Source organism: Dickeya zeae NCPPB 2538 (assembly GCF_000406165.1).
In the GTDB taxonomy this organism is placed as follows: Bacteria; Pseudomonadota; Gammaproteobacteria; order Enterobacterales; family Enterobacteriaceae; genus Dickeya; species Dickeya zeae.
Genome location: NZ_CM001977.1, coordinates 3,411,051 through 3,433,777 on the forward strand (window position 1 = coordinate 3,411,051; position 22,727 = coordinate 3,433,777).

General features: G+C 55.4%; 20 protein-coding genes. 7 read left to right on the forward strand and 13 right to left on the reverse strand.

Annotated elements, in window-relative coordinates:
• Window positions 1-184 precede the first annotated feature (184 nt).
• The 6 genes from yjiA to DZE2538_RS15020 all read right to left on the reverse strand — a co-directional run bounded on the left by yjiA (window position 185) and on the right by DZE2538_RS15020 (window position 7,468).
• Window positions 185-1,177: a GTPase gene (gene yjiA / locus DZE2538_RS14995; RefSeq protein WP_023640548.1), complete on the reverse strand. Its 993-nt coding sequence runs from the start codon at window positions 1,175-1,177 to the stop codon at window positions 185-187.
• A 31-nt stretch (window positions 1,178-1,208) separates the two neighbouring features.
• Window positions 1,209-1,412 carry a YbdD/YjiX family protein gene (locus DZE2538_RS15000; protein ID WP_012768713.1) on the reverse strand — a complete coding sequence of 68 codons (204 nt, stop codon included), beginning with the start codon at window positions 1,410-1,412 and terminating at the stop codon, window positions 1,209-1,211.
• Between the two features lie 103 nt (window positions 1,413-1,515).
• Window positions 1,516-3,663: a carbon starvation CstA family protein gene (locus DZE2538_RS15005; RefSeq protein WP_038916687.1), complete on the reverse strand. Its 2,148-nt coding sequence runs from the start codon at window positions 3,661-3,663 to the stop codon at window positions 1,516-1,518.
• Between the two features lie 408 nt (window positions 3,664-4,071).
• Complete coding sequence (btsR, locus tag DZE2538_RS15010) at window positions 4,072-4,797, reverse strand: two-component system response regulator BtsR (RefSeq protein WP_012885846.1); 726 nt, start codon at window positions 4,795-4,797, stop codon at window positions 4,072-4,074.
• Window positions 4,791-6,482, reverse strand: coding sequence for a sensor histidine kinase (locus DZE2538_RS15015; protein WP_019845273.1), 1,692 nt, complete (start codon window positions 6,480-6,482; stop codon window positions 4,791-4,793). Before DZE2538_RS15015 ends, btsR begins: the two co-directional genes overlap by 7 nt.
• 212 nt (window positions 6,483-6,694) lie before the next feature.
• Window positions 6,695-7,468, reverse strand: a complete 774-nt coding sequence (locus DZE2538_RS15020; protein ID WP_023640550.1) for a GntR family transcriptional regulator — start codon at window positions 7,466-7,468, stop codon at window positions 6,695-6,697.
• Between the two features lie 77 nt (window positions 7,469-7,545).
• On the opposite strand from DZE2538_RS15020, the gene DZE2538_RS15025 reads away from it, so the two are divergent.
• The 6 genes from DZE2538_RS15025 to DZE2538_RS15050 all read left to right on the forward strand — a co-directional run bounded on the left by DZE2538_RS15025 (window position 7,546) and on the right by DZE2538_RS15050 (window position 15,201).
• Complete coding sequence (locus tag DZE2538_RS15025) at window positions 7,546-8,826, forward strand: M20 family metallopeptidase (protein WP_038916688.1); 1,281 nt, start codon at window positions 7,546-7,548, stop codon at window positions 8,824-8,826.
• Between the two features lie 84 nt (window positions 8,827-8,910).
• Window positions 8,911-10,509: an ABC transporter substrate-binding protein gene (locus DZE2538_RS15030; protein ID WP_019845271.1), complete on the forward strand. Its 1,599-nt coding sequence runs from the start codon at window positions 8,911-8,913 to the stop codon at window positions 10,507-10,509.
• A gap of 14 nt (window positions 10,510-10,523) precedes the next feature.
• Entirely contained in the window at window positions 10,524-11,471 is a 948-nt protein-coding gene (locus DZE2538_RS15035; protein WP_012885851.1) for an ABC transporter permease, read from the forward strand.
• Complete coding sequence (locus tag DZE2538_RS15040; protein WP_038916689.1) at window positions 11,464-12,291, forward strand: ABC transporter permease; 828 nt, start codon at window positions 11,464-11,466, stop codon at window positions 12,289-12,291. The genes DZE2538_RS15035 and DZE2538_RS15040 overlap by 8 nt, the downstream gene beginning before the upstream one ends.
• On the forward strand, window positions 12,291-13,964 hold the full coding sequence (locus DZE2538_RS15045; protein ID WP_050568701.1) for a dipeptide ABC transporter ATP-binding protein: 1,674 nt from the start codon (window positions 12,291-12,293) through the stop codon (window positions 13,962-13,964). Before DZE2538_RS15040 ends, DZE2538_RS15045 begins: the two co-directional genes overlap by 1 nt.
• A 7-nt stretch (window positions 13,965-13,971) precedes the next feature.
• Window positions 13,972-15,201 carry a M20 family metallopeptidase gene (locus tag DZE2538_RS15050; RefSeq protein ID WP_038916690.1) on the forward strand — a complete coding sequence of 410 codons (1,230 nt, stop codon included), beginning with the start codon at window positions 13,972-13,974 and terminating at the stop codon, window positions 15,199-15,201.
• 178 nt (window positions 15,202-15,379) lie between these two features.
• Here DZE2538_RS15050 and DZE2538_RS15055 read toward each other — a convergent pair whose 3' ends face one another.
• From DZE2538_RS15055 to DZE2538_RS15065, 3 genes are all read right to left on the reverse strand, one after another.
• Window positions 15,380-15,688, reverse strand: coding sequence for a YciI family protein (locus tag DZE2538_RS15055; RefSeq protein WP_038916691.1), 309 nt, complete (start codon window positions 15,686-15,688; stop codon window positions 15,380-15,382).
• 21 nt (window positions 15,689-15,709) lie between these two features.
• Window positions 15,710-16,333 carry an FMN-dependent NADH-azoreductase gene (locus DZE2538_RS15060; protein ID WP_038916692.1) on the reverse strand — a complete coding sequence of 208 codons (624 nt, stop codon included), beginning with the start codon at window positions 16,331-16,333 and terminating at the stop codon, window positions 15,710-15,712.
• Window positions 16,334-16,497: 164 nt separating this feature from the next.
• Window positions 16,498-17,271 carry an alpha/beta hydrolase gene (locus DZE2538_RS15065; protein ID WP_012885857.1) on the reverse strand — a complete coding sequence of 258 codons (774 nt, stop codon included), beginning with the start codon at window positions 17,269-17,271 and terminating at the stop codon, window positions 16,498-16,500.
• Window positions 17,272-17,444: 173 nt separating this feature from the next.
• Between DZE2538_RS15065 and DZE2538_RS15070 the strand changes: the two genes are divergently transcribed.
• Window positions 17,445-18,482 carry a GlxA family transcriptional regulator gene (locus tag DZE2538_RS15070; protein WP_012885858.1) on the forward strand — a complete coding sequence of 346 codons (1,038 nt, stop codon included), beginning with the start codon at window positions 17,445-17,447 and terminating at the stop codon, window positions 18,480-18,482.
• A 66-nt stretch (window positions 18,483-18,548) separates the two neighbouring features.
• Here the strand turns inward: DZE2538_RS15070 and DZE2538_RS15075 are convergent, their stop codons facing one another.
• The 4 genes from DZE2538_RS15075 to DZE2538_RS15090 all read right to left on the reverse strand — a co-directional run bounded on the left by DZE2538_RS15075 (window position 18,549) and on the right by DZE2538_RS15090 (window position 22,609).
• On the reverse strand, window positions 18,549-18,770 hold the full coding sequence (locus DZE2538_RS15075; protein ID WP_012885859.1) for an acyl carrier protein: 222 nt from the start codon (window positions 18,768-18,770) through the stop codon (window positions 18,549-18,551).
• 18 nt (window positions 18,771-18,788) lie between these two features.
• Window positions 18,789-20,225, reverse strand: coding sequence for an AMP-binding protein (locus DZE2538_RS15080; protein WP_038916693.1), 1,437 nt, complete (start codon window positions 20,223-20,225; stop codon window positions 18,789-18,791).
• Complete coding sequence (locus tag DZE2538_RS15085) at window positions 20,222-21,340, reverse strand: membrane-bound O-acyltransferase family protein (protein WP_038916694.1); 1,119 nt, start codon at window positions 21,338-21,340, stop codon at window positions 20,222-20,224. The genes DZE2538_RS15080 and DZE2538_RS15085 overlap by 4 nt, the downstream gene beginning before the upstream one ends.
• Window positions 21,341-21,469: 129 nt before the next feature.
• Window positions 21,470-22,609, reverse strand: coding sequence for a D-alanyl-lipoteichoic acid biosynthesis protein DltD (locus DZE2538_RS15090; RefSeq protein WP_019845262.1), 1,140 nt, complete (start codon window positions 22,607-22,609; stop codon window positions 21,470-21,472).
• Between the last annotated feature and the right edge of the window lie 118 nt (window positions 22,610-22,727).

Sequence of the window (22,727 nt, forward strand, 5' to 3'; positions counted from 1 at the left end):
AAACATCATTGGTAAGCAATACTGGTGATTAGCGATTAGCGCCAAGGTTCACAAGAGCCATCGTCCCTGATGGCAACGAGCGCTTTTTCCCGCATATCGCTACGCTGGCAGGGAGAGTCGTAAACAGCAGTAAGCTGAAACAAGAAAGGCAGGTATTGCCGGATTTTCACCCGGCAAGCCTGGATCACGCATTCAGGGCATCAAACGCGCGGCGGATATCGTCTTCTGGCAGACGAATACCGATAAACACCATAACACTCTCGCGTGGTTCATCGTCGTTCCATGGGCGATCCCAGTCGGCACTGTAGAGCCGTTGTACCCCCTGAAATAGCAGCCGACGATCATCCCCCTCGATTGCAAGGACCCCTTTGTAGCGCAGCAGGTTATCGGCACAGTCTACCAACAGTTGCTCCATAACTGCCGATACCGCGGCCATGTCTACCGGCCTTGCCAGTTGCACCACCAGCGAGGTGATGGCGTTATCCTGTTCGATCAGCGGTCGAAAACGTGGTAACGACACCTGTAGCCGATCGTCTAACATAAAACCATCGACACCGAAGATCTGGCGGTGATCGATCTGACCATTCACCACCCGATACAGGCTGGCACGGGCGTTGATACGCGCCAGTCTCTCTTCCAGTGCCTGCGTCTCGCCAGCCAGATCGGTTTTGGTCAGCAGAATGCGGTCGGCATAACCGACCTGCGCCTGCGCCACGGTATGTCGGCTCAGTTGCTCATCGGCATGTACCGCGTCGACCAGCGCAATCACGCCATCCAACAGAAAGCGTTGGCTCAGGCGCTCGTCAGAAAAAAATGTCTGAATCACCGGCCCCGGATCGGCCATACCGGTGCACTCGATCACCAGCCGGTCAAACGCCAGTTCACCGCGGTCAATACCGTCCAGCAAGTCATGCAGCGCATCCGACAATTCATTGGCGCTGCTACAGCAAATGCAACCGTTACTCAGTGTGGTGATGCGCGTCGCACGATCGCCCAGTAACGAGTCATCAATCGCCACCGCGCCAAATTCATTTTCAATGACGGCAATTTTCTCGCCGTGATCGGCATACAGCAGATGGCGCAGTAACGTGGTTTTACCCGCCCCCAGAAAACCGGTGAGGATTGTTGCAGGTAATACGTCTGCGGGTGATACCTCTGCAGGTAATGAATGAGTCATACTCGAAAAAACTCCTTGTCGCGCTGACGACTCAACAGCACCGAAAACCCCCTTTACCACTACCGCCATAACGTGCCTGCTGGCGTTCGCGGAAAAACTCCTCGTAGCTCATCACGTCCTGGTCTGGGTGGTTGGTCTGCATGTGCTGCACGTAGTTATCATAATCCGGGATGCCGACCAGCATTCTGGCGGCCTGCCCCAGATATTTTCCTGCTTTCCCAAGGTTTCCGAACATATCGCCCTCTCTTGATATCAGCGCTGATGGCGCATGAGCCGACAGATATGAACGCCGACAGGCCCATTCAGGCACCTGTCGGCGGTATCGTCCTCACCGTCGGTTAGTGATGGGAGGAGAGCTTCACGCCGCCTTCTGGTACCGGCACATACGGGGTTTCACGGTCAGAGCGTTCTGACTGGTTACGTTCCCGCAAAGCTGTACGAATACCATAGAAGATTATGCTGTACACCACCACCAGGAACAAAACGCTCAATACGGCATTGGTGTAGTTATTCACCACGATGTGATGCATGTTGGCAATCTGCTGTTCACTCAGATTCGTGCTTTCAGCAATGCGCTGTTTGTAAACCCGTGCCAGATACAGAAAACCTTCCATCTGCGGATTATTACTAAACAGCTTCAGCCCCAATGCCCAGGTGGTGCAGATAAGCAGCCAAATCGCTGGCAGCATCGTGACCCAAATATAACGGGTGCGTTTCATCTTGATCAGCACGACCGTCCCCAGCACCAGCGCAACCGCCGCCAGCATCTGGTTGGAGATACCGAACAGTGGCCACAAGCTCTTGACGCCACCCAGCGGATCCACCACGCCCTGATACAACAGGTAGCCCCACAAGCCAACGCAACCTGCGGTGCCGACCATACCAGCAATCAACGAATCGGTTTTCTTCAGGAACGGGACGAAGTTACCCAGCAGGTCTTGCAGCATAAAGCGGCCAGAACGCGTGCCAGCATCCAACGCAGTCAGAATAAACAGCGCTTCAAACAGAATACCGAAGTGGTACCAGAAGCCCATGTTGGCGCTTGGGATAATCTGATGGAACACATGCGCAATACCTACCGCCAGCGTCGGTGCACCGCCTGCGCGGTTCAGTACCGACGGTTCGCCGATGTCTTTCGCGGTTTGCAGGATCTGCTCCGGCGAAATCACAAAGCCCCAGGAACTGACCGTTGCCGCCGCCTGTGCGGTAACACCCTGCAACTGCGCCATGATCGCCGGTGCATTGGCACCGCCAAGCTCATGCAGATTCGGCATGGTAACACCCAGACCGACCGGCGGGGTGTTCATGGCGAAATACAAACCCGGTTCGATAATCGACGCCGCAACCAGTGCCATGATGGCGACAAACGATTCCATCAACATCGCACCGTAACCGATAAAGCGGGCATCGGTTTCGTTCGCCAGCAGCTTCGGCGTGGTGCCGGAAGCAATCAGCGCATGGAAGCCGGATACCGCGCCACAGGCGATGGTAATAAACAGGAACGGGAACAATGCGCCTTTCCACACGGGGCCAGTACCGTCGATAAACTGTGTCATGGACGGCATTTTCAGCTCAGGGTTGATGATGACGATACCGATCGCCAGACCGACGATCACCCCGATTTTCAGGAACGTCGCCAGATAGTCGCGCGGAGCCAGAATCAGCCACACCGGCAACAGCGCCGAGATGAACGCATAACCGATCAACGCAAAGGTGATGGTGGTGTCTTTGAACGTCAACGCCGGGCCCCAGTACGGGTCATGAGCGATAACACCGCCAAACCAGATAGCCAGCAGCAACAGTACGATACCGATGACCGATACTTCCCCCACCCGACCGGGGCGCAGGAAGCGCATATAGATGCCCATGAACAGCGCGATCGGCACGGTAGAGCACACGGTAAATACACCCCACGGGCTTTCCGCCAGTGCTTTCACCACGATCAACGCCAGTACCGCCAGGATAATGATCATAATCAGGAAGCAGCCGAACAGCGCGATAGTGCCGGGTACCGGCCCCATTTCCTCTTTGATCATTTCACCCAGCGACACCCCATTGCGGCGGGTCGACATGAACAGCACCATAAAGTCCTGTACCGCGCCCGCCAGCACAACACCGGCAAGCAGCCACAGGGTACCGGGCAGATAGCCCATTTGGGCGGCCAGTACCGGCCCGACCAGCGGGCCCGCGCCTGCGATAGCGGCAAAATGGTGGCCGAACAGCACATTGCGGTTGGTCGGCACGTAATTGAGCCCGTCGTTGTTAACCACCGCGGGTGTCGCACGATTGGCGTCAAGCTGCATCACCTGGCGGGCGATGTACAAGCTGTAGTAACGGTAAGCGACCAGATAGACCGCCACCGACGCTACCACGATCCACATGGCGCTGACGTGCTCGCCGCGACGCAGTGCGACCACGCCAAGGCAGCATGCCCCGATGAACCCCAGTAACGCCCAGGGAAGATGCCTGAGAAGTTTATCTTTCATAGCGTTCACTCTTCTTATTTGTGTATACCCTCAATCATTCGAGTGGCAGGACAGCGGCAAGCGAGTGAACCCCGGTGAGCTTACTCAGTCGGATGAACGCGCGCAGCCAACACACCTGCAACCTGAAGTATGACGGGTATCATTACTAATGATGTAGTCACGTATGGTGACTGTAGTCAGGCTATTCGTCAGGTGATAGTTGAATTTGGGTCAGCGGTCGGATAAGCGGATGACCGGTCGCATACCGGAATAAGCGGTGACAGATTTTTACTTAAATTGACGAAAATGCGCCCTGCGGCCAACGAGGCAACCGCAGTAACGATGCCGTTGCCGTGTCATGAACAACGCAAGAGACAGACAGAATGAAAGGAACGGGAAACACGCTGCCCGCACGCATGCGGGTCGGCATTAGCCCTTAAGACCAAGCAGTTGCTTGAGGGTTTTCAGGTAGCGGCGGCTGACCGGCAACGCCTGACCGCTTTTCAGCAGGATCTCCGCGTGCCCACTCTCTTCCAGCCGGATTTCGCGCAGATGCGCCATATTGACCAGATACTGTCGGTGACAGCGCACCAACGGGGTACGGCTTTCCAGCGTTTTCAGGGTCAATTCGGTAAAGCACTCTTCCCCTTGCGGCCCGGTGACATACACACCGCTCTGGCGCGAACTGGCAAACTGCACGTCGGCGCTTTTCATCAGGTAGATACGGCTGTGCCCGGTACAGGGAATGTAGTCCAGGCCCGACTGATGGTCGGACAGTTTGTCGATATTCTGCGCCGGGCGTTCCCGGTGCAGATTGCGCAAAGTCTTCGCCAGCCGCTGTGGGTCTATCGGCTTGAGCAGGTAATCAAACGCCTGCTCTTCAAACGCTTTAATCGCATACTCATCGTAAGCGGTAATGAACACGATGTAAGGCATGTTATCCGGATCGATCATGCCGATCATTTCCAGCCCGCTGATGCGTGGCATCTGAATATCCAGAAACACCACGTCGGGGCGTAAGCGGTGAATCGCGCTAATCGCTTCCACCGCGTTCGCACACTCTCCGACCAGCTCAAGGCCGTCATCCTGTTCCAGCAAGCAGCGCAGGTTATCCCGCGCCAACGGTTCATCATCAACAATCAGCACGCTCAGCATGACTGGCTTTCCTCACAGGGCAGCGTCAGATGGATATGGGTGTAACGGTCCGGCTCGCATTCCACACTCAGGCCATACTCATTGCCGTAGCGACTGCGGATACGCTTATCCACCAGATTCATGCCAAGCCCGGTGCAGTTCGTTCGTGGCTGGTACAGACCGGCATTATCCTCAATACTCAGCAACAGTCGCTCCCCCTGCCGACTGGCGCTGATGGTGACAATCCCGGTTCCCAGCAGATGCGCCGTACCGTGTTTAATCGCGTTTTCCACCAGCGGTTGCAACGAAAACGCAGGCAACCGCATCGACATCAACGCTGATGGCAGGTCAAAACGGATCTGCAAACGCTCCTGAAAGCGCGCTTTTTCAATTTGCAGATAGGCATTCACATGCTCTATCTCGTCGGCCAGTGTAACAACTTCCTCTGAGCGTTTGAGATTTTTGCGAAAAAACGTCGACAACGACTGCACCAGTTGGCCAGCCTGTTCACTATCACGGCGGATCACCGCCAGTAAGGTGTTGAGAGCGTTAAACAGAAAATGTGGATTAACCTGCGCATGCAGCAGTTTGATTTCCGATTGTGTCAGCAACTGCTTGCTGCGCTCATACTGTCCCGCCAGGATCTGAGCCGCCAGCAGGCTGGCGATCCCCTCGCCAAACGTGCGATTGATGGAACTGAACAGACGGTTTTTAGCTTCATACAATTTGATGGTACCGATCACCTGCTGATTTTCACCGCACAGCGGGATCACCAGCGTCGACCCCAGCCGACAGGTAGATTGCAGCGAGCATTGGTACGGCGTCTCGTTGCCGTCGGCGTACACCACCTCGTTATGCTCGATAGCGCGCCGGGTATGACCCGAGGCAATAGGCGTCCCCGGAAGGTGGTGGTCATCGCCGATGCCGATAAAAGCCAACAGCTTCTCGCGGTCGGTGATCGCCACCGCACCAATATCCATCTCCTGATAGATGACCTGCGCCACCCGCATACTGTTTTCTTCATTAAACCCCTGATGCAGGATACCTTCGGTGCAGGCGGCGATTTTTAACGCCCGGGCGGAAAACGCCGAGGTATATCGTTCAAACATGGCGCGCCGGTCCAGCAGGATACGCATGAACATCGCCGCGCCAATACTGTTGGTGACGATCATCGGTGCCGCAATGTCTTTCACCAGTTTCAGCGCATCATCAAACGGCCGCGCCAGCAACAAAATAATCGCCATTTGCAGCAGTTCAGCAATAAACGTCACCCCTGCCACAGTAAAAGGGTTAAACAACCGATCAACCCGGCCACGGCGCATCAGCAACCGGTGTGCCATGCCCCCCAACAGCCCCTCGACAATGGTCGACACCATACAACTGAATGCCGTCATCCCCCCCAGCGAATAACGGTGCAACCCACCGGTCATCCCCACCAGAATGCCGACGCCGGGGCCACCCAGCAGCCCGCCGAGCACCGCGCCAATCGCACGCGTATTGGCAATCGAGTCCTGTACATGTAGCCCGAAATAGGTGCCCATAATGCAGAACATGGAAAACATGGCGTAACACAGCAGCTTATGCGGTAAACGGACCGTGACCTGCATCAACGGGATAAACAGCGGCGTTTTACTGAGCAGATAGGCAATCACCAGATAGACGCACATCTGCTGGAGCAACAGTAAAACCAGTTTGAACTCATACATGATAGAAACTCAGACGGGCAAAAAACCGGGAATCGGACGATCCCCCGAGGAGCATACCCTAACACAAACTCGCGGCGTTACCTTGACGCGTTTCACTGATTTGCATACTGGCGCAGTCGGTTGTCAGCAAGAGGTGTGAAATTCCCGCCGCCATCATGGCTTCGGGCTTTTCCGCCTACGCCAATGTCGCCAACACCGCCAACCGGCATTGCTCAGCGGATTTCATTGACGTACATGAAGTTCCCGGTGGTGAAACGGTGATGAGCCAGGATCACCGGCCTTGCGCTCTGGTCAAACGAGACTTCGTCAATCACCATAATCGCCTGCGGTGCCTGCAACTCCAGCAAACGCAAGTCTTCCTCGTTGGCCAGTTCAGCGGTAATTTGCTCCCGCACTGCCGCCACCCGAATGTCATAGCCATCAATGAGAAACCGATACAGCAGTGATGGCACCGACTCCCGCGCCGGAAAATCGGGCAGACGGGCTTCTGGCAGCACCATGGTTTCATGCATCGCGGGCACACCGTCTATCTTTCGTAACCGTTTGAGATAGATAACGCTGTCGCCCGGCTGCAACTGCAGCTTTTCTACTTCCTGCTCGGTTGCCAGCGCCCGATGATAATCCAGCAAGATCGTTTGCGAATTGAGCAAGCGGCCATCTTTGCCGTGCAGGCGAAAATAGCGGAAGAAATGACTCAGGTTGTGCAACGGAGCCCACCCGGTGACCACCGTGCCGGTTTTACGGCGACGCATCAGCATCCCTTCGGCGGTCAGCGCCGCCAGCGCTTTACGCACCGTCCCCACCGAAACGCCAAAATCGGCTGCCAGTGCGTTCTCACTGGGCAGAACCGTACCGGCAGCCAGTTCACCGACCAGAATCGACTCGCTGATATAGCGTTTCACCACCTCGTAACGCGGGGCGCCTTCAAATTCATCAAGACGCCCAAAACTCACAGCATCCTGCTCGTCAGATCTTTTCATTATCATGAATGATTACCTATTGACCAACTCGCTCACCTGAATTATCTATAAACTATATAGAAATACAACCCAGTGAGCACGACATGAGTGTGACATCCCTTTTTCAGCAAGCGCTGGCCAGCATTGCGAATGATTCAGACGCCATTGTACAGGATATGAGCAGCATGCTGGCGGTGGATACCAGTTTCCCGCCCGGCCTGGGTTATGGTGCGTTCGCTGATCTGATGGAGTCACTGCTAACGCCGATGGGATTCCGCTTCCAGCGGGTGTCAGTGCCCGAATCCCTCTGGCGTTCACCGGATGGTAGCGCACGCGGAGAGCGCGTCAACCTGCTGGCAACGCTGCCCGGCGACGCGCCAGAGAACTGCAACCTCTATTTTCACGTTGATACCGTTCCCCCCGGCGACGGCTGGCATTACCCGCCGTTAGCGCTAAGTCAGGACGGTGAACGGCTGATCGGCCGCGGTAGCGCCGACATGAAAGGAACGATCGTCGCCACGCTGGCCGCGCTGCGTGCAGCGCAAAAATACCGCCTCAAACTGTGTTTCAACCCGGTGCTGTTGCTGTGTACCGACGAAGAAGGCGGGTTGTACCCCGGCATTCGCTATCTGGCGGAACAACGGCTTTTTCAAGGTCATATGCTGAGTTTCAACGGCGGTGCCGCACCGCGCATCTGGGCCGGTTGTTTCGGCAGTCTGGATGTGGTGATCCGCGTGACGGGGCGCTCGGGGCATTCCGGCGACTCGGTAGACGGCATCAACGCCATTGAGGAGAGCCTGCCGTTGATGAACGCCCTGATGGCGCTGAAGCGGCAAGTTGAACAACGCACCTCCGCCATGCCGCCGCCGCCACATTTTGAAGGCAAGCCGCTGACCTCCCGCCTGACACTGGCGGTGGCGCAAGGTGGCAGCAAAGGCTCCACCTTGCCGGAACGTTTTGAGCTGCTGGTCAACCGTCGCTACGCCCCCGAAGAGTCGTTCGACGCGGTCTGGCAAGAATTAACCGACTGTATCACGCAATCCATGGCCTCCTCCGCCGCGCTGAGTACGGAATACCACCTGATCGGCCATCTGGCACCGGTCAGCGACCCTACCGGGCCGCACTGGCCGCGCTGGCAACACGCGCTGGGCATGGGATTTGGTTTCCGCGCCGACGAATTCGCCGCCTGGGGTTCCTCCAGCAGTTCCGACATGGGATGGGTACAACAGGCAGGCATTCAGGAAATTCTGTTAGGGGGTCTGGTACGGCCGGATAACCACATTCACGCCGCCAATGAATACACCACGATGTCGGACATCGTCGCTTTATCCCAGTCTATTTTGGCCTATCTGGCCGAGGACTTTTCGCCAACCCAGGGTCATTAAGCAATAAAAAACCAATAACAAACAATAAGTAGCAAATAACAATTAGCAAACAACAATGAGCAAACAGCAGAAGAGGAAACCACGATGTGTGCAATGAAAGGAATAAACAGACGGCAGTTTATTACTCACACCACGCTGATGACTGGCGCAGCCATGCTACCGTGGTCATTCCATGCTAACGCGGCCGAGGCTAGCGTCATGACGGCGGGCGGTACGCCACAAAAAGGCGGCACCCTGCGCATCAGCGTCGATCAGGCTATCAACATGCTCAACCCCCAGCAGGCACGCGTCAACCCCGAGTACCTGCTGGCTGAACTGCTCTACAGCGGCCTGACCCGTCTGACACAGGAGATGAAAGCCGAACCGGATTTGGCTATCAGCTGGCAGCCGAATGCTGACCTGACGCAGTGGACCTTTACCCTGCGCCCCAACCTGAAGTTCAGCGACGGTACACCGTTGACCGCCGCGGATGTCGTCGCCAGCCTCTCTGCCATTCTGGACCCCAAAAACGCCTCGCCGGGGATGCGTAACATTGGTCCAATCAAAGAGTTGCATGCCGATGGCAACGACAACGTGGTGATCATCACCCAGGTACCTTACGCCGACCTGCCCGTGATGCTGGCGTACCCGGACGCCAGAATCGTCCCCGCCGCCATCGCGCAGGGGCAACTGGCGCGGCTGTCCAAAGAAGCGCTGGGTGCGGGCCCTTTCATGCTGGCGTCGTATGAGCCAGAACGCAAAATCGTGGTGAAGCGCAACCCGTATTACTACGACCCGAACCGCCCGTATCTGGACGCCGTGGAGATCGTGGTTTATCCCGACGCTATCGCCGAAAGCTCCGCGCTGATCGCCGGTGATACCGACCTGATGCTGGCGGCACAGCCCAGCGAGTTCAAACGCTTGTCTGCCGCCGCCGGCATCCAGCCGCTGCGCGTCCCATCGGGCCAGTTCCTCAACATCAACATGGGGTGCGACCAGAAACCCTTTAACGACGTACGGGTACGCCAGGCGCTGGCGCTGTGTATCGATCGCAAAGCGATGGTTGATTTCGTCGCCGACAGTTACGGCACCCCGGGTAACGACACGCCGATCAACGCCTCGTATCCGTGGTATCGCAACCTGCCGCTGCGCCAGCCCGACTACGCCAAAGCCAAGGCGTTGCTGGCAGAAGCCGGTTACCCGGACGGACTCGATTTAACCTTGATCGCGTCAGATAAACCGGCCTCCCGTACCCAGTTGGGGATCGCGGTACGCGAGATGGCCAAGCCCGCCGGTTTTCGTATCAACGTGCAGACCATGGCCCACAGCACCTACCTCGATCAGGTGTGGAAGAAAGGCAATTTTTATGTCGGCTTCTACAATATGCAGCCTTCACCGGACGCCGTGTTCTCGCTGCTCTACACCTCCGATGCAGCGTGGAACGAAACCCGCTGGAACAATGCCGATTTTGACGCCGCCGTCGCTGGCGCACGCGGCACCACCGACGACGCCAAGCGCCGGGAGTTCTACGGTAAAGCGCAGCAGTTGATGCATGAACAGGTGCCGTCGGTCATCCCTGCCTTCTTCAACCTGCTCTCCGCCAGCCGGGATTCCGTGCGCGGCTACGCGCTGCATCCACGTGCCGCCGTGTTCCGTCTCGATCACGTCTGGCTGACGGCGCAAGCGTCGACACGCCGAAGCTGAACTAAGGAGCGGCCGTGAGCGCAAGCTATCTGTTAAAACGTCTGCTGTTGGTGATCTACACCCTGCTGGTGGTGTCCGTACTGGTATTCAGCATTACCCAGTTGCTGCCTGCCGACGCCGCGGTCACCCTGCTCGGCCAGCATGCCACCCCGGAGGCGCTGGCGGCGGTCAGGGCCCGACTCGGGCTGGACGCGCCTGCCTGGGTGCAATACTGGCACTGGCTGGCGGCAGCGTTGCACGGTGATTTCGGCGTCTCCATGCGGACCAACCTGCCGGTCGCGCCCACGCTGCTCACCGCCCTATCCCGCTCACTGTTGCTGGCAGCATGCGCCCTGTCGCTGATGCTGCTGGTGGCGCTGCCGCTCGGCGTGTGGGCGGCGGTCAGAAAAGGCAAACTGGCGGATGTGCTGGTCAGCGTGCTGTCTTACATCGGCATTTCCTTTCCCGAGTTCGTCACCGCCACGCTGATGTTGCTGCTGTTCGCCGATATCTGGCAGTTGCTGCCAGCGACCGGTTATGTGCCGCTCAGCGAGAACCTGATTGACGGCGTGCGCCATCTGGTGCTGCCGTCGGCGACGGTGGCAATGATTCTGGTCGCGCATGTCTCACGTATGGTGCGCTCGGAGATGGTGGATGTGCTGCATACCGACTACATCCGGGCAGCCTGGCTGAAAGGGCTGCCGCGCCGCCGTATTCTGTGGCGCCACGCGCTGCGCAACGGCCTGTTGCCGACCATCACTATCGTGGCATTGGACGTGGGTTATCTGCTCGGCGGCATCGTGGTAGTGGAAGAGATTTTCGCTATTCCCGGCATCGGCCGGGAGCTTATCGTCGCGGTGCAGGCGCGCGATCTCCCCACCATTCAGGGCGGTGTGATGATCCTGGCCTCCACCTATGCGGTCGTCAATTTTCTGGCCGACCTCGCCTACGCCACGCTAGACAAGCGGATTCACTATGTTTGACGTACTCAAAAAACTACTGCGTACTCCGCAAGGGGCTGCCGGGCTTGGCATCCTGCTGCTGGCGCTGATTACCGTGTGCGCGGGTGTTCATCTGGCCCCCGCCGACCCAGAGGCTATTTCGATTCTGGCGCGCTATAAAGCGCCGAGCGCCATGCACTGGTTCGGCACCGATCAGCTAGGGCGCGACATCCTCAGCCGGGTGCTGGTGGGTGCCCGCACCACCATTCTTTATTCGCTACTGGCGACCTCACTGGCGATGGTGGCAGGCTCGGTTATCGGCACCGCCAGCGCGTATCTGGGTGGCCGGATGGATGAAGGCATTATGCGCACCATGGACGCGGTGATGTCGATCCCCAGCCTGCTGTTCGCTTTATTGATTGTCAGCACACTAGGACAGAGTAGCCTGAATGCGGTGCTGGCTATCACCATCGCCTTTATACCGGGCATGGTACGCATCGCCCGTAGCGTGGCGCTGGCCGCGCGCCAGCAGGATTACGTCTATGCCGCCATCGCCCGCGGCGAATCCCCCGGCTATATCATCCTGCGGGAGATGCTGCCTAACATCGTGGCACCCATCATCGTGGAATCCACTATTCGCGTGTCGTTCGCCATTATGCTGTTTGCCACCCTGAGCTTCCTTGGGCTGGGGGCGCAACCGCCACAACCGGAATGGGGGTTGATGGTATCCGAAGCCCGCGCCTACTTCTTTAACGCTCCCTGGATGATGCTGATCCCCGGGCTTGCGATCGCCATCGTCGCTATCGGTTTCAACCTGCTTGGCGATGGGCTACGCGACGTTCTGAATCCGAGGAGCCACTGATGGACAAGCACAACGCCACCCTGACGACATCCACCCCGGTACTGGCGGTTAACGATTACAGCCTGGACTACGCACTGCCAGACGGTTCACACCTGCCGGTGCTGCGGGACATTACCCTGCACGTGAACCGCGGCGACGTGGTGGGGCTGGTAGGGGAATCCGGCTCCGGCAAAACCACCCTCGGCTGGGCCATTATGCGCTGGCTCGCCAGTAACGCACGGGAGCGCGCTGGCGAGATTCACCTCAGCGGTTTAAATCTGCGCACGTTGGCGACGGACAAATTGCACGCGCTGCGCGGCGGAAAACTGGGGATGATTTTTCAGGACCCCAGCGCCTCGCTCAACCCCACCCTGACGCTGGGGGAACAGGTGACGGAGGTGCTGCGCCGTCACCGTCACCTCAATGCCCGGGAAGCGCAGGAATACGGCGAAACCCTGCTGCGCGACGTTGACCTGAAACATCCGGCGCTGATGATGCGGCGCTACCCGCATCAGGTTTCCGGCGGTGAAAAACAGCGCATCCTGATCGCTACCGCCTTCGCTTGTCAGCCCGACTGCCTGATTTTCGACGAACCCACCACCGCGCTGGACGTAATAAGCTCAGCACAGATCCTGGCGTTGTTTGAACGACTACGGGAAGAAACCGGCGTAGCAGCCTTGTATATCTCTCACGATCTGGCACTGGTCTCCCGTGTTACCGATCGCGTCTGTGTGTTGGAAAAAGGCCGTATCGTTGAACAGGCGGACGCCGGGGCGTTGTTCAGCGCACCGCAACACGCCTACACCCGTCGGTTGATCGCCGCCGTGCCGAATCCAACCGTACGCTTGCTGGATGAAGCCACGCCGTCTTCCCAACCGTTACTGACCCTGAGTGACATCACTATCCAGTACGGCCACCACCGGTTGCTGGACAAGCTGCTCAAGCGCCAACCCCATCAAACCCGCGCCGCTAACGCGGTATCGCTCACCGTGCATGAAGGTGAGATTCTGGGGATTGTCGGTGAGTCCGGCTCCGGCAAGTCGACACTGGCCAAAGCCATCACCGGTCTGGTGCCATTTAGTGGCGAGCTGGATTTTCGCGGCTACACCCTGCTCGGCCGCGCGCAGATGGATAAGGACTATCGCCGCCGGGTGCAAATGATCTTCCAGCACCCGGACGCGTCGCTCAATCCGCGTATGCGTATCGGCGATATTATCGCCCGCCCGCTGCGGCTGTATGGTCTGCCCAACGGCGAAACCGAAACACAGGCCGTCGCCCGACTGCTGGAAGAAGTGCGCCTGCCAGCGTCGATGGCGTCGCGCTACCCTCATGAACTGTCAGGTGGACAAAAGCAGCGGGTGGCGATCGCCCGCGCCTTCGCCCACCCGCCAGAACTGGTGATTTGCGACGAAATTACCGCTGCATTGGACGTCTCGGTGCAAGCGACCGTGATTGAATTGCTGCTGGAACTGCGGCGACGCTATGGCACCGCCTACCTGTTCATTACCCACGATCTTAACCTGATTCAGCAGGTGGCTCATCGTATCGCGGTGATGTATCGCGGCGACGTGCTGGAGATCCTGCCGGGCCATGCGATGGCGTCTCAGGCACAGCATCCTTACACGCGGGCGCTGCTGTCCGCCATCCCGACACCCGGTGAGTTATCGCCTGCCCCACACTCATACACAGAATGAAACCATCATGACGAAAGAACAGTTACTACAGCGTATCGATACCGAATTTTGTCTGCGTTTTCTGGCAAACATGGTGCAACACAAAAGCTACAGCGCCACTGACGGCGAACGTCAACTGGCGGAATTCATGGCCGGGCGGATGCGCGAACTCGGGCTGGAAACCCAGCTCACGCCGGTGCCCGGCGGGCGGCTCAATGCCATCGGCACGCTGCGCGGCGTCGGCGGTGGCCACAGTTTGCTGTTCAACGGCCATCTGGACACCAACCCGGTGACGGAAGGCTGGACGGTGGATCCGTGGGAAGGAAAAATCGACGACGAATTCATCTACGGCATCGGTGTGTCCAATATGAAATCCGGCGATGCCGCCTATTTCTGCGCGCTGAAAACGCTGATCGACGCGGGCGTCAAACTGAAAGGCGACGTGGTGCTGACTTACGTGGTCGGGGAATTACAGGGCGGCATCGGCTCCATCGCCGCGATTGAGCAAGGTATCCGCGCCGACTATTTCATCAACGCCGAACCGACCGACATCCAGGCGCTGACCATGCACGCCGGTTCGCTGATGTTCACCATCGAACTGACCGGTGATACCCGCCATCTATCCAAACGTGAGCAAGCGGTGGATGCCATCGCCGCCGCCGTGGAGCTGATCCCGCAGTTGAACGCCATGACGTTCAGCGGCGCACAGAGCGACGAACACCGCAGCATCAACCGTTGCCATGTCGGCACCGTACACGGTGCGCTGGGGCGCGATCTTGAAGAGTGGCGGCCGCCGCAGGTGGCAGACTTCGCCCGCCTCAAAGGTTCCGCCCGCTTCGCACCGGGGCAGAGCGTCGCCAGCGTGCTGGCAGATATTCAGGCATCGCTGGATGCGCTCTGCGCCCGCCACCCCGGCCTGAAGGCGGAACTGTTCGACGACGGCGAACGGGATAAGCCCACCATGCTGCCGTTCGAAGTGTCCCGCGAGTCAGCGATCGTGCAGGCGGTTAACCGCGCCTATCAACAGGTGCGCGGTGAACCACAGCCCAGCGGTGCTATCACGCCGCCCGCGTTTTACGGCACCGACGCCGCCCATTTTTATCAGTTAGCGGGGATGGAGGGTATCGTGTGTGGTCCCGGCGGCAAGTTCAACACCATGCCGGATGAACGCGTTCACATCAGCGATTTTCTCGATGCGGTACGCATCTATCTGCTGGCGATACTGGAAATCTGCCAGCCGGAGGAGGCGCTGTCATAACCTCGCCTGCGTCGCTCGCTGGCGAGTCATCATGTCGTCTTGCCAGCGGGCACGGAGGTGACAAGAGATAGCCCCCATCAAAACACTATCCCCACCCTTTACTCCATTAAACGGTGGGGATTAATACACAGTTGCATCAAGAGAAGGATGGGAAGTCCGTCCTCAATCGACACGGGTATTACAACACTTTCGCGCTCCCGGCCCAGCCAGCGTGGAAATGGCCGGAGCAAATCGCCGGTTCAATAGCGCTGATATTTACCCGGACCAGGCCCAGCTTAACGAAGGGATCATCTGACAACGCGACATTGACCGCCGATGAGTCCGTTCCGTAGGCCAGAATAAATCCACCCAGTCCGTTCTCTAATGGACCGGCAAAAATGATATTCCCGAGTTTGATATTATCGGCAAGCCATTTTTTGTGCGCATCAATATGCTGTTCAAGTTCGTCTTTCGGACTGGAGTACTCAAGAGTAATGGCATATAACATAGCAGTTACCTTCATAATAAATTAAACGGCGAGAGAGTTAATCACTAACTGGATGGATGACCTGGCATTCTCAATTTCACGATTTTTTATTTCATCGCCTTTTGATGCTCCTTCCGCACGAATAAAATACACATCATGAATACCGAGAAACCCGAAAAAGGCCTGAAGATAGCGTTCCTGAAAATCCAGACCGGCAAAAGGGGGCTTGCCATAAAAACCGCCACGGGCAGAAACGATAATCACTTTTCTTCCTGCGGATAATCCGACGGGTCCGGTTTCAGTATATTTAAACGTCCTCCCTGCCTGCGCAATTCTATCCAACCAGGCTTTCAATTGACTGGAAACGGAAAAGTTATACATCGGCGCGCCAATAGCAATGACATCACTCGCCAGAAACTCTGACACGAGTTGTTCTGACAGTTGGTGCTCCTGCAACGTTGCGTTGTCCACTGCCGCGTTATCTACCTGGCGAAAACCCGCCACAATCGGGCCGGTAAGGTGGTGTATTTCCTGTGCCACCACATCGCGGTAAGACAAGTCCGCATCCGGATAACGGTGGGTCAATTGTTCAATAACCTCAGCGGAAAGCTGCCGTGTTACTGAACCATCAGCAAGAATACTGGAATCTATATGTAATATATTCACGACAACCTCTCTTTATATTTAAGCGCAAAAATCATTCATACGTTAAATCATTCAGGTATCAGAACATCAGCAACCGAATTACGCGCTGTTATATGTATCAACACATCACCACAGACGAATCAGAACAACTCGCCGCCATCAACCTGAATACAGGACGGACATCATCATTTAATGGCCTTGGCTGCCTCATCAATAAAATGTGCGACAGCATCAGGGTGTGAAATAAGAGACATATGGCTGGATGCGATCGACATTACTTTGGCACCAATCTGCCCGGCTATTTTTTCCTGAACGGCATGCGGTAACGCGTTGTCATTTTCAGTTAATAAATACCACGACGGTTTATCTTTCCATGCAGCGTGCTGCACGTTATCGCCAAATGCTTTTGCTGCCATCGGCTGTTGAACCGCGGTTAATTCCTGTACTTTTTTTAACGGTACATCCCCGGCCATGACTTCCTGATACTGCTTAGGATTATCCAGCCAGATTAACCCGTTGGCATCCGCTGTCATCCCTTCCATCGGTGCATGCAGACGCTGCAATAAATCAGCAACGGATTCCCCACTGTCTGGCACCAGCGCCGATAAATAGACCAGCCCTCGCACATTTGGCGCGTTACCCGCCTGGGTAACGACAGCACCAGCCCACGAGTGCCCCACCAGCAGCACATCACCTTGCTGCCTTTGCAACACGCGCTCGGTGGCACTGACATCATCCGCCAACGAGGTCAGGGGGTTTTGCACGGCAGTGACATGGTAGCCCATGCCTTGCAACCGGGTCGTCACCGCCGACCAACTGGAACCATCGGCGAACGCGCCATGAACCAACACAATATTTTTAATTTTCGCGGCCTCCGCAATAGAGTGAACACCGGCAAAGAGAAGCAGCCCCAACCCAATAGCCAGTGTGCGTAGCCAGGCGGTGCGGGAATTCGTCATAGATGTTCCTTTGGCAGATGAATGAATGATGATCGCTGGGTTTTCCCTGGTGTTGCTCCCCTTGCGATACGGGATGAGTGAAGTGTAACCAGCATGGACGCTTGCAGTAAGATGGCAAAGTTGACATAGTTCATGCAAAATTCGCCAATCTTCTCCGACAGGAAAACATCACCATGCGTATCTCGATTCTGGCGTTACCGGGCAGTATGTCGTCGGCCATCGCCGGGCTGGCCGATATGTTCTGGATGGTCAATCAGGCGCTGATCTCGCGCCCGCAAGGAAATGCCGCCGCCAGCCCCCCTGGCGTGACGTTTGAAACCGCGATTGTCAGTGCCGATGGCAACCCGGTGCGCGATGCTCAGGGCCGACTCATCTATGTCGACAGTTCGTTTGAGGCGGTCGGTCAATCAGACATTGTGCTGGCCACAGGCATGATGCTCGGCCCGGATAAACTGCCACTGGCCGCGACATCCGTTGGAGAATCAGCGGCCTGGCTAAAACAGCAATACCTGCACGGTTCCCTGATAGGTGGTGCTTGTGCAGGCAGCTTTATTTTAGGTGAAGCAGGACTGCTGGATGGGCGCTTTTGCAGCACCACCTGGTGGCTCTATCACACCTTCAAGCAAAAATACCCGAAGGCAAAACCGGTATGGGGCAAGGCACTGGAAGAGCAGGATGGCATCATTACAACCGGTGGCCCCTTATCCTGGGTTGAACTTGCCCTGCATATTATTCGGCATCAGGCAGGTCCTGACATCGCCAGGATGGCAGCAGACATTGCCGTTGCCGATAGTCAGCCGCTGTCACAGCGTATTTATGCACCACAGGGATTTATGAATACGGTCGACCCGTTATTGCTGCGTGCTGAACATCTGGTTCGATACGAAAACCCGGCCATGACAGCAGAAGAACTGGCGCGAGCGCTGAATTTCAGCGACCGGACGCTACACCGGAAGATTAAGGAGCTGACCAACGAAAGCCCTAAAAACTTTATTACGCGCGTGCGGATCGAGATGGCCTGCCTGCTGCTCGAAAACCCGGCAGCCAACATCAAGCGGGTGGCTCAGGCCTGTGGTTACAGTGAAGACACGGCATTCAGACGCGCATTTTCGCAACAGATGGGGATGACGCCCGTGCAATATCGCAAGTGGGCGATGGTAAGAAACGATAAAACAGCGATGCCAGAGGCTGAAAAAAAAGACCCCGGATGACAGCATCCGGGTCTTGAAACGAAACGAGTATTCGCCGTTTATCCAGGCTTAACCGCGATGAACTTCTTAACCGCGATGCTCTTCAATGTAACGAGCCAAATCAGCCGGGGTCTTCAGAACGGTGGCGACTTCGGTTGGCGGGATCATGCAGCCGTAAACGTCCTGCACTTCCAGCACCAAATCGACGGCCAGAATCGAGTCGAGGATATCAGACTCAATCAGTTCATCATTAAACCCCACTTTGCGGGATAAGACCTTTTCAAACAGGGCTAGTATCTCTTGTTCCATCATCATTTCCTGGTGTAATCAATTAGTGCGGGCATGAGTATCCAGCAGTTTACGATCTATTTTGCCGTTAGGATTCAGCGGCAACGCATCTTTAATAATAATCTGAGAAGGCACCATATAGGGTGGAATCACCTTCGAAAGCGAGGTTTTGATCGCATCAGGTGCCAGTTTCGTGACGCAGAACGCAGCAATACGCAACACACCACCGCCCGACTTCATTAGCGGCAGCACCACCGCTTCACTAATATCAGGCATCGCCAGCAGGCGATTTTCAATCTCGTTGATTTCGATACGGTAGCCGTTCAGCTTGATCTGGCTGTCGTTGCGGCCCTGGCAATACAGGATACCGTTTTCTTCGTAGCCCAGATCGCCGGTGCGATAGCCGCGGAACTGCTCGCTCTCCCGATGTAACAATTTCGCCGCGTTCTCCTGCGGTAAGCCAAGGTAGCCACGCATCACGTTTTTACCCCAGATAATCAGCTCACCTTCGGCGGTAATTTCCATGTGGGAATCCGGCATCATCGCCCCAACCGGCAGGACATCGTTTTCACTGCACAGGATCTCATCGGTAATTTCGATAACCGTGGTAGCGATGGTCGCTTCGGTGGGGCCATAGGAGTTGAGAATTTTGGCATGCGGGAAACGACGGCGTAGCTGTTTTACCAGCGCTTTATTCAACACTTCGCCAATAAACACAAAGACGCTCAGTTCAGGCAAATAGTCGCCGTTGAACTGTGGGGAGAGCAAGCGTTGATAGGCAAAAGACGGCGTGGAAACCCACACGGACACCCCGTTGTTTTTCAGTCGCTCCAGCCAGTTTTCCGCCGCGATATCCTCTTTCGCATTCAAGACGATGTGCCCGCCGGTCACCAGGTTCGCCAGCAACGGAATCAACGAGAGATCAAAGCTGAATACCGCATGGTTCATCAATACCGGCACATCAGGCAGGGAAAAGTCCTGACGCACCCATTGCATGAAGTGCCACAGGCTCTCACGCCCAATCTGCACACCTTTCGGTTTGCCGGTGCTGCCTGACGTGAACATGATGTAGGCGAGGTCCGGCTCGGCCAGCACCTGCCCTTCCTCGCCGGTGGCGATGAACTGCTTCGTGGCTACATCGTAATAGTAAGGGGCTTTCGCCTGCTGACAGATTTCACGCAGACGTTCCTGCGGGTAGATGCAATCCACCGGCACGTAGGGAATGTTATGCAGCAGGCAACTATAAATTGCCACGGCAAATTCTGCCTGTTGGTGCCCGTATAACACGACCGGTGTACCAGCAGGCTGCTGGCAATCCTGATAACGCTGCTGCCAATCGCTAACGGCGACCGAGAGCTGTTGCCAGGTCATTGCCTCATCGCTACCGCTAATCGCCAACTGGTGTGGGTTCGCGGGCTTGAGTAGTACCGCATGCAAGAAATCTTGCAGTTCCTTAAGCTCGGAGTGATAGTTCATAGAGGTGACATTCCGCTAAAGATGTAAAGAGAGACAGCGGCGCTTGCCAGCGTCAGAATTCGCCCCAGGAACGCAATGACTGGACGTTGTAACCAGTTGCTGAGCGTTGGACTACGTTTGGCTGACCACTGCAACATGTTGTGTGCAACAGAAATGGCGCCAAACAGCGCGCCGCTGATAATATAGTGTCGTTCAAGCCCGTTCCATGCCCCCATACAAAACAGGGTGCAAAAAATACCAATATTTTGTGCCAGCGTTTTATTCTGTCGGAAAAAATCGATCTTCATCAGATTCATATAAATCGGCATAAAAACCACATCCCTTAGCCATTCGGACAAACTAATGTGGAAGCGGCGCCAGAAATCTTGCGGATTTTTAGCCAGGATCGGCATATTGAAGTTCGCCGGGATGTTAAGGCCAAATAAGCGCCCCGCCCCAATCGCCATATTGCTGTAACCGGCAAAATCAAAGTAAAGGTACGCGCTGTAAGCCACCGACATCACAACACCGACGCTTAAGGTAAACGGGCGATGACTCCACGACTGAATGACCAGGCTATCAATCAGCGTAGCGAACAGGAATTTCTGGATAATACCGATGAAAATCTGCTCCATGGCAGGTAAAAACTGTTCGCGAGTGATAACGAAGGACGGCTTATTTATATCCGTTACCCAGGTGCGCCAGCGATACATCGGCCCGGCAGAAATAACCAGCGGCATAAAGAGATAGCCGAAATAATGCAGGAAATTCTGGCCGTCTTTTTTAGTGCGATACAGTAATACGTCAACGGCGCGAAATGTCATAAACGACAAGCCGATCATCCCCCAGTGGTTGTTCAGGTGTAATTTCACCAAAAACAACGGCAGCAGCGTCAACGTTACCGCCTGCCAGGTTTTTAACCAGCCTTTTTCTTTCAACGTGACAATAATATAAAAGCTCAGGAAAACTGCCACAGGGACAATATAATCACCCTGGAAAATATATCCCCAGCCTAACAACACCAGCGCGGAAATGGCGGATAAATAGGTCAGCCGGTAATGCCATAGCCGATTAATCAGCACAAACAACAGTGCTAATCCAAACAGGCAGAAAAAAAATGTTCCGGAGCTATACATCATTCATCCTTCAGAACTTTTGATATTCAAAATGCACTTGTAAACTCATGCTGTCATCAACAGAGGTCCACGCAATGACGGTCACCGCCAGCAAGAGATAAATAAAAAAAAGGCGAATCGCGTATTTCATCATTTAAAACTCTCAGCAATAAAACGGTCCATCACCACCCATGCTGGCTCTGTTGGATGCAGGCGGTCCCAGTTCCAGCCGTTCTGATAAGGCATGGCGTACATATCCAGATACGGAACCTGATTCTCATCCAGCATCGACCTGATTTGTTTATCAATGGACTGGAATTTCTCGGAATTTTTAATCGCCCACGGATTAATCGCATCCACAATCACCACCACCTGAACGTGGCGCTCTTTGAGCAGCTTAATGGTTGCCTGGAACGCATCCATTTGTGCGGGAAATAGCGGCGCGTCGTCCCATACATCCTGTGTCGGATCGTCATCATAGACAGATTTATCCATCCAGAATGTCGCCGCACTTTGCTGGCGAGATTTATTCAGTTCATGGGCGTTAGCCAATTCATTATCCCAGTTGGGTACAATGTCAGGCGAGGGCTTAACAGGCCACGGTCGTACCGGTTGAGGCTCAATACCCAGTCTTGCCAGCCAGTCTTTTTTTATCATTTCGCAGAAAATGGCAAACTGATAGCTCACCTCCTGCCAAATAATTTGCGGGTGCCAGCCATAAATACGCATTTGCTCGAAGGTTAAATGGCTGACCTCGTCGATGTTGAGATTCTGTAAATAACTCACCAAAAAGCGGCGCGGTTCAGGATCGTCCATCAGAGGATTAAACATCGAGGGCGGGAAATTATCGGCAAACACAGCCCCCGGAACCCCATCACCGTAAAAACTATCGGGTGCTAATTGCAACACGACCTTACTGTTCGCATTCAGGTCATTTTTAAAACGCGAGAGCAGTAAAAAGTGCGCAACATTATCGATATACGCATCGCCATAGGCGACTACCGGTCGGCGCAACTGATTATTGAAATAATTATAGACGGCGTAATGCTCATCGTCGGATGTAGAGACTTCCGACGCGCCGATAAAGAAAATCGCATTCCCTTGTAATGCATGAGAAATAGTCGCCATTTTCTCTTTGAGTTCTTTAGGCGTACCGTCCAGGCTTGTAATCAATGGCTGGAAATTAAGCGGCGGATCGAAGCTCGTCACCAACGGGGGAACGCTAAGAACCAGAATGGCGAGCGTCGCCATCAGGAGATGTAGGCAGATAGTATTTTTAAGTTTCTTCATAAAAGTAAAACTATATGACTTCAATTTGTTTGAAATTTGTTAATTTTTTATCTTCACACGACGTCGATTACTGTTTTTTTACGACACTATATACCAGGCTAATCTTCGATGATGAGTG

Bases quoted from the DNA above. Each gene is read 5' to 3' on its own strand.
- yjiA (WP_023640548.1), bottom strand. From the start codon at position 1,177: ATGACTCATTCATTACCTGCAGAGGTATCACCCGCAGACGTATTACCT.
- DZE2538_RS15000 (WP_012768713.1), bottom strand. From the start codon at position 1,412: ATGTTCGGAAACCTTGGGAAAGCAGGAAAATATCTGGGGCAGGCCGCC.
- DZE2538_RS15005 (WP_038916687.1), bottom strand. From the start codon at position 3,663: ATGAAAGATAAACTTCTCAGGCATCTTCCCTGGGCGTTACTGGGGTTC.
- btsR (WP_012885846.1), bottom strand. From the start codon at position 4,797: ATGCTGAGCGTGCTGATTGTTGATGATGAACCGTTGGCGCGGGATAAC.
- DZE2538_RS15015 (WP_019845273.1), bottom strand. From the start codon at position 6,482: ATGTATGAGTTCAAACTGGTTTTACTGTTGCTCCAGCAGATGTGCGTC.
- DZE2538_RS15020 (WP_023640550.1), bottom strand. From the start codon at position 7,468: ATGATAATGAAAAGATCTGACGAGCAGGATGCTGTGAGTTTTGGGCGT.
- DZE2538_RS15025 (WP_038916688.1), top strand. From the start codon at position 7,546: ATGAGTGTGACATCCCTTTTTCAGCAAGCGCTGGCCAGCATTGCGAAT.
- DZE2538_RS15030 (WP_019845271.1), top strand. From the start codon at position 8,911: ATGTGTGCAATGAAAGGAATAAACAGACGGCAGTTTATTACTCACACC.
- DZE2538_RS15040 (WP_038916689.1), top strand. From the start codon at position 11,464: ATGTTTGACGTACTCAAAAAACTACTGCGTACTCCGCAAGGGGCTGCC.
- DZE2538_RS15045 (WP_050568701.1), top strand. From the start codon at position 12,291: ATGGACAAGCACAACGCCACCCTGACGACATCCACCCCGGTACTGGCG.
- DZE2538_RS15050 (WP_038916690.1), top strand. From the start codon at position 13,972: ATGACGAAAGAACAGTTACTACAGCGTATCGATACCGAATTTTGTCTG.
- DZE2538_RS15055 (WP_038916691.1), bottom strand. From the start codon at position 15,688: ATGTTATATGCCATTACTCTTGAGTACTCCAGTCCGAAAGACGAACTT.
- DZE2538_RS15065 (WP_012885857.1), bottom strand. From the start codon at position 17,271: ATGACGAATTCCCGCACCGCCTGGCTACGCACACTGGCTATTGGGTTG.
- DZE2538_RS15070 (WP_012885858.1), top strand. From the start codon at position 17,445: ATGCGTATCTCGATTCTGGCGTTACCGGGCAGTATGTCGTCGGCCATC.
- DZE2538_RS15075 (WP_012885859.1), bottom strand. From the start codon at position 18,770: ATGGAACAAGAGATACTAGCCCTGTTTGAAAAGGTCTTATCCCGCAAA.
- DZE2538_RS15080 (WP_038916693.1), bottom strand. From the start codon at position 20,225: ATGAACTATCACTCCGAGCTTAAGGAACTGCAAGATTTCTTGCATGCG.
- DZE2538_RS15085 (WP_038916694.1), bottom strand. From the start codon at position 21,340: ATGTATAGCTCCGGAACATTTTTTTTCTGCCTGTTTGGATTAGCACTG.
- DZE2538_RS15090 (WP_019845262.1), bottom strand. From the start codon at position 22,609: ATGAAGAAACTTAAAAATACTATCTGCCTACATCTCCTGATGGCGACG.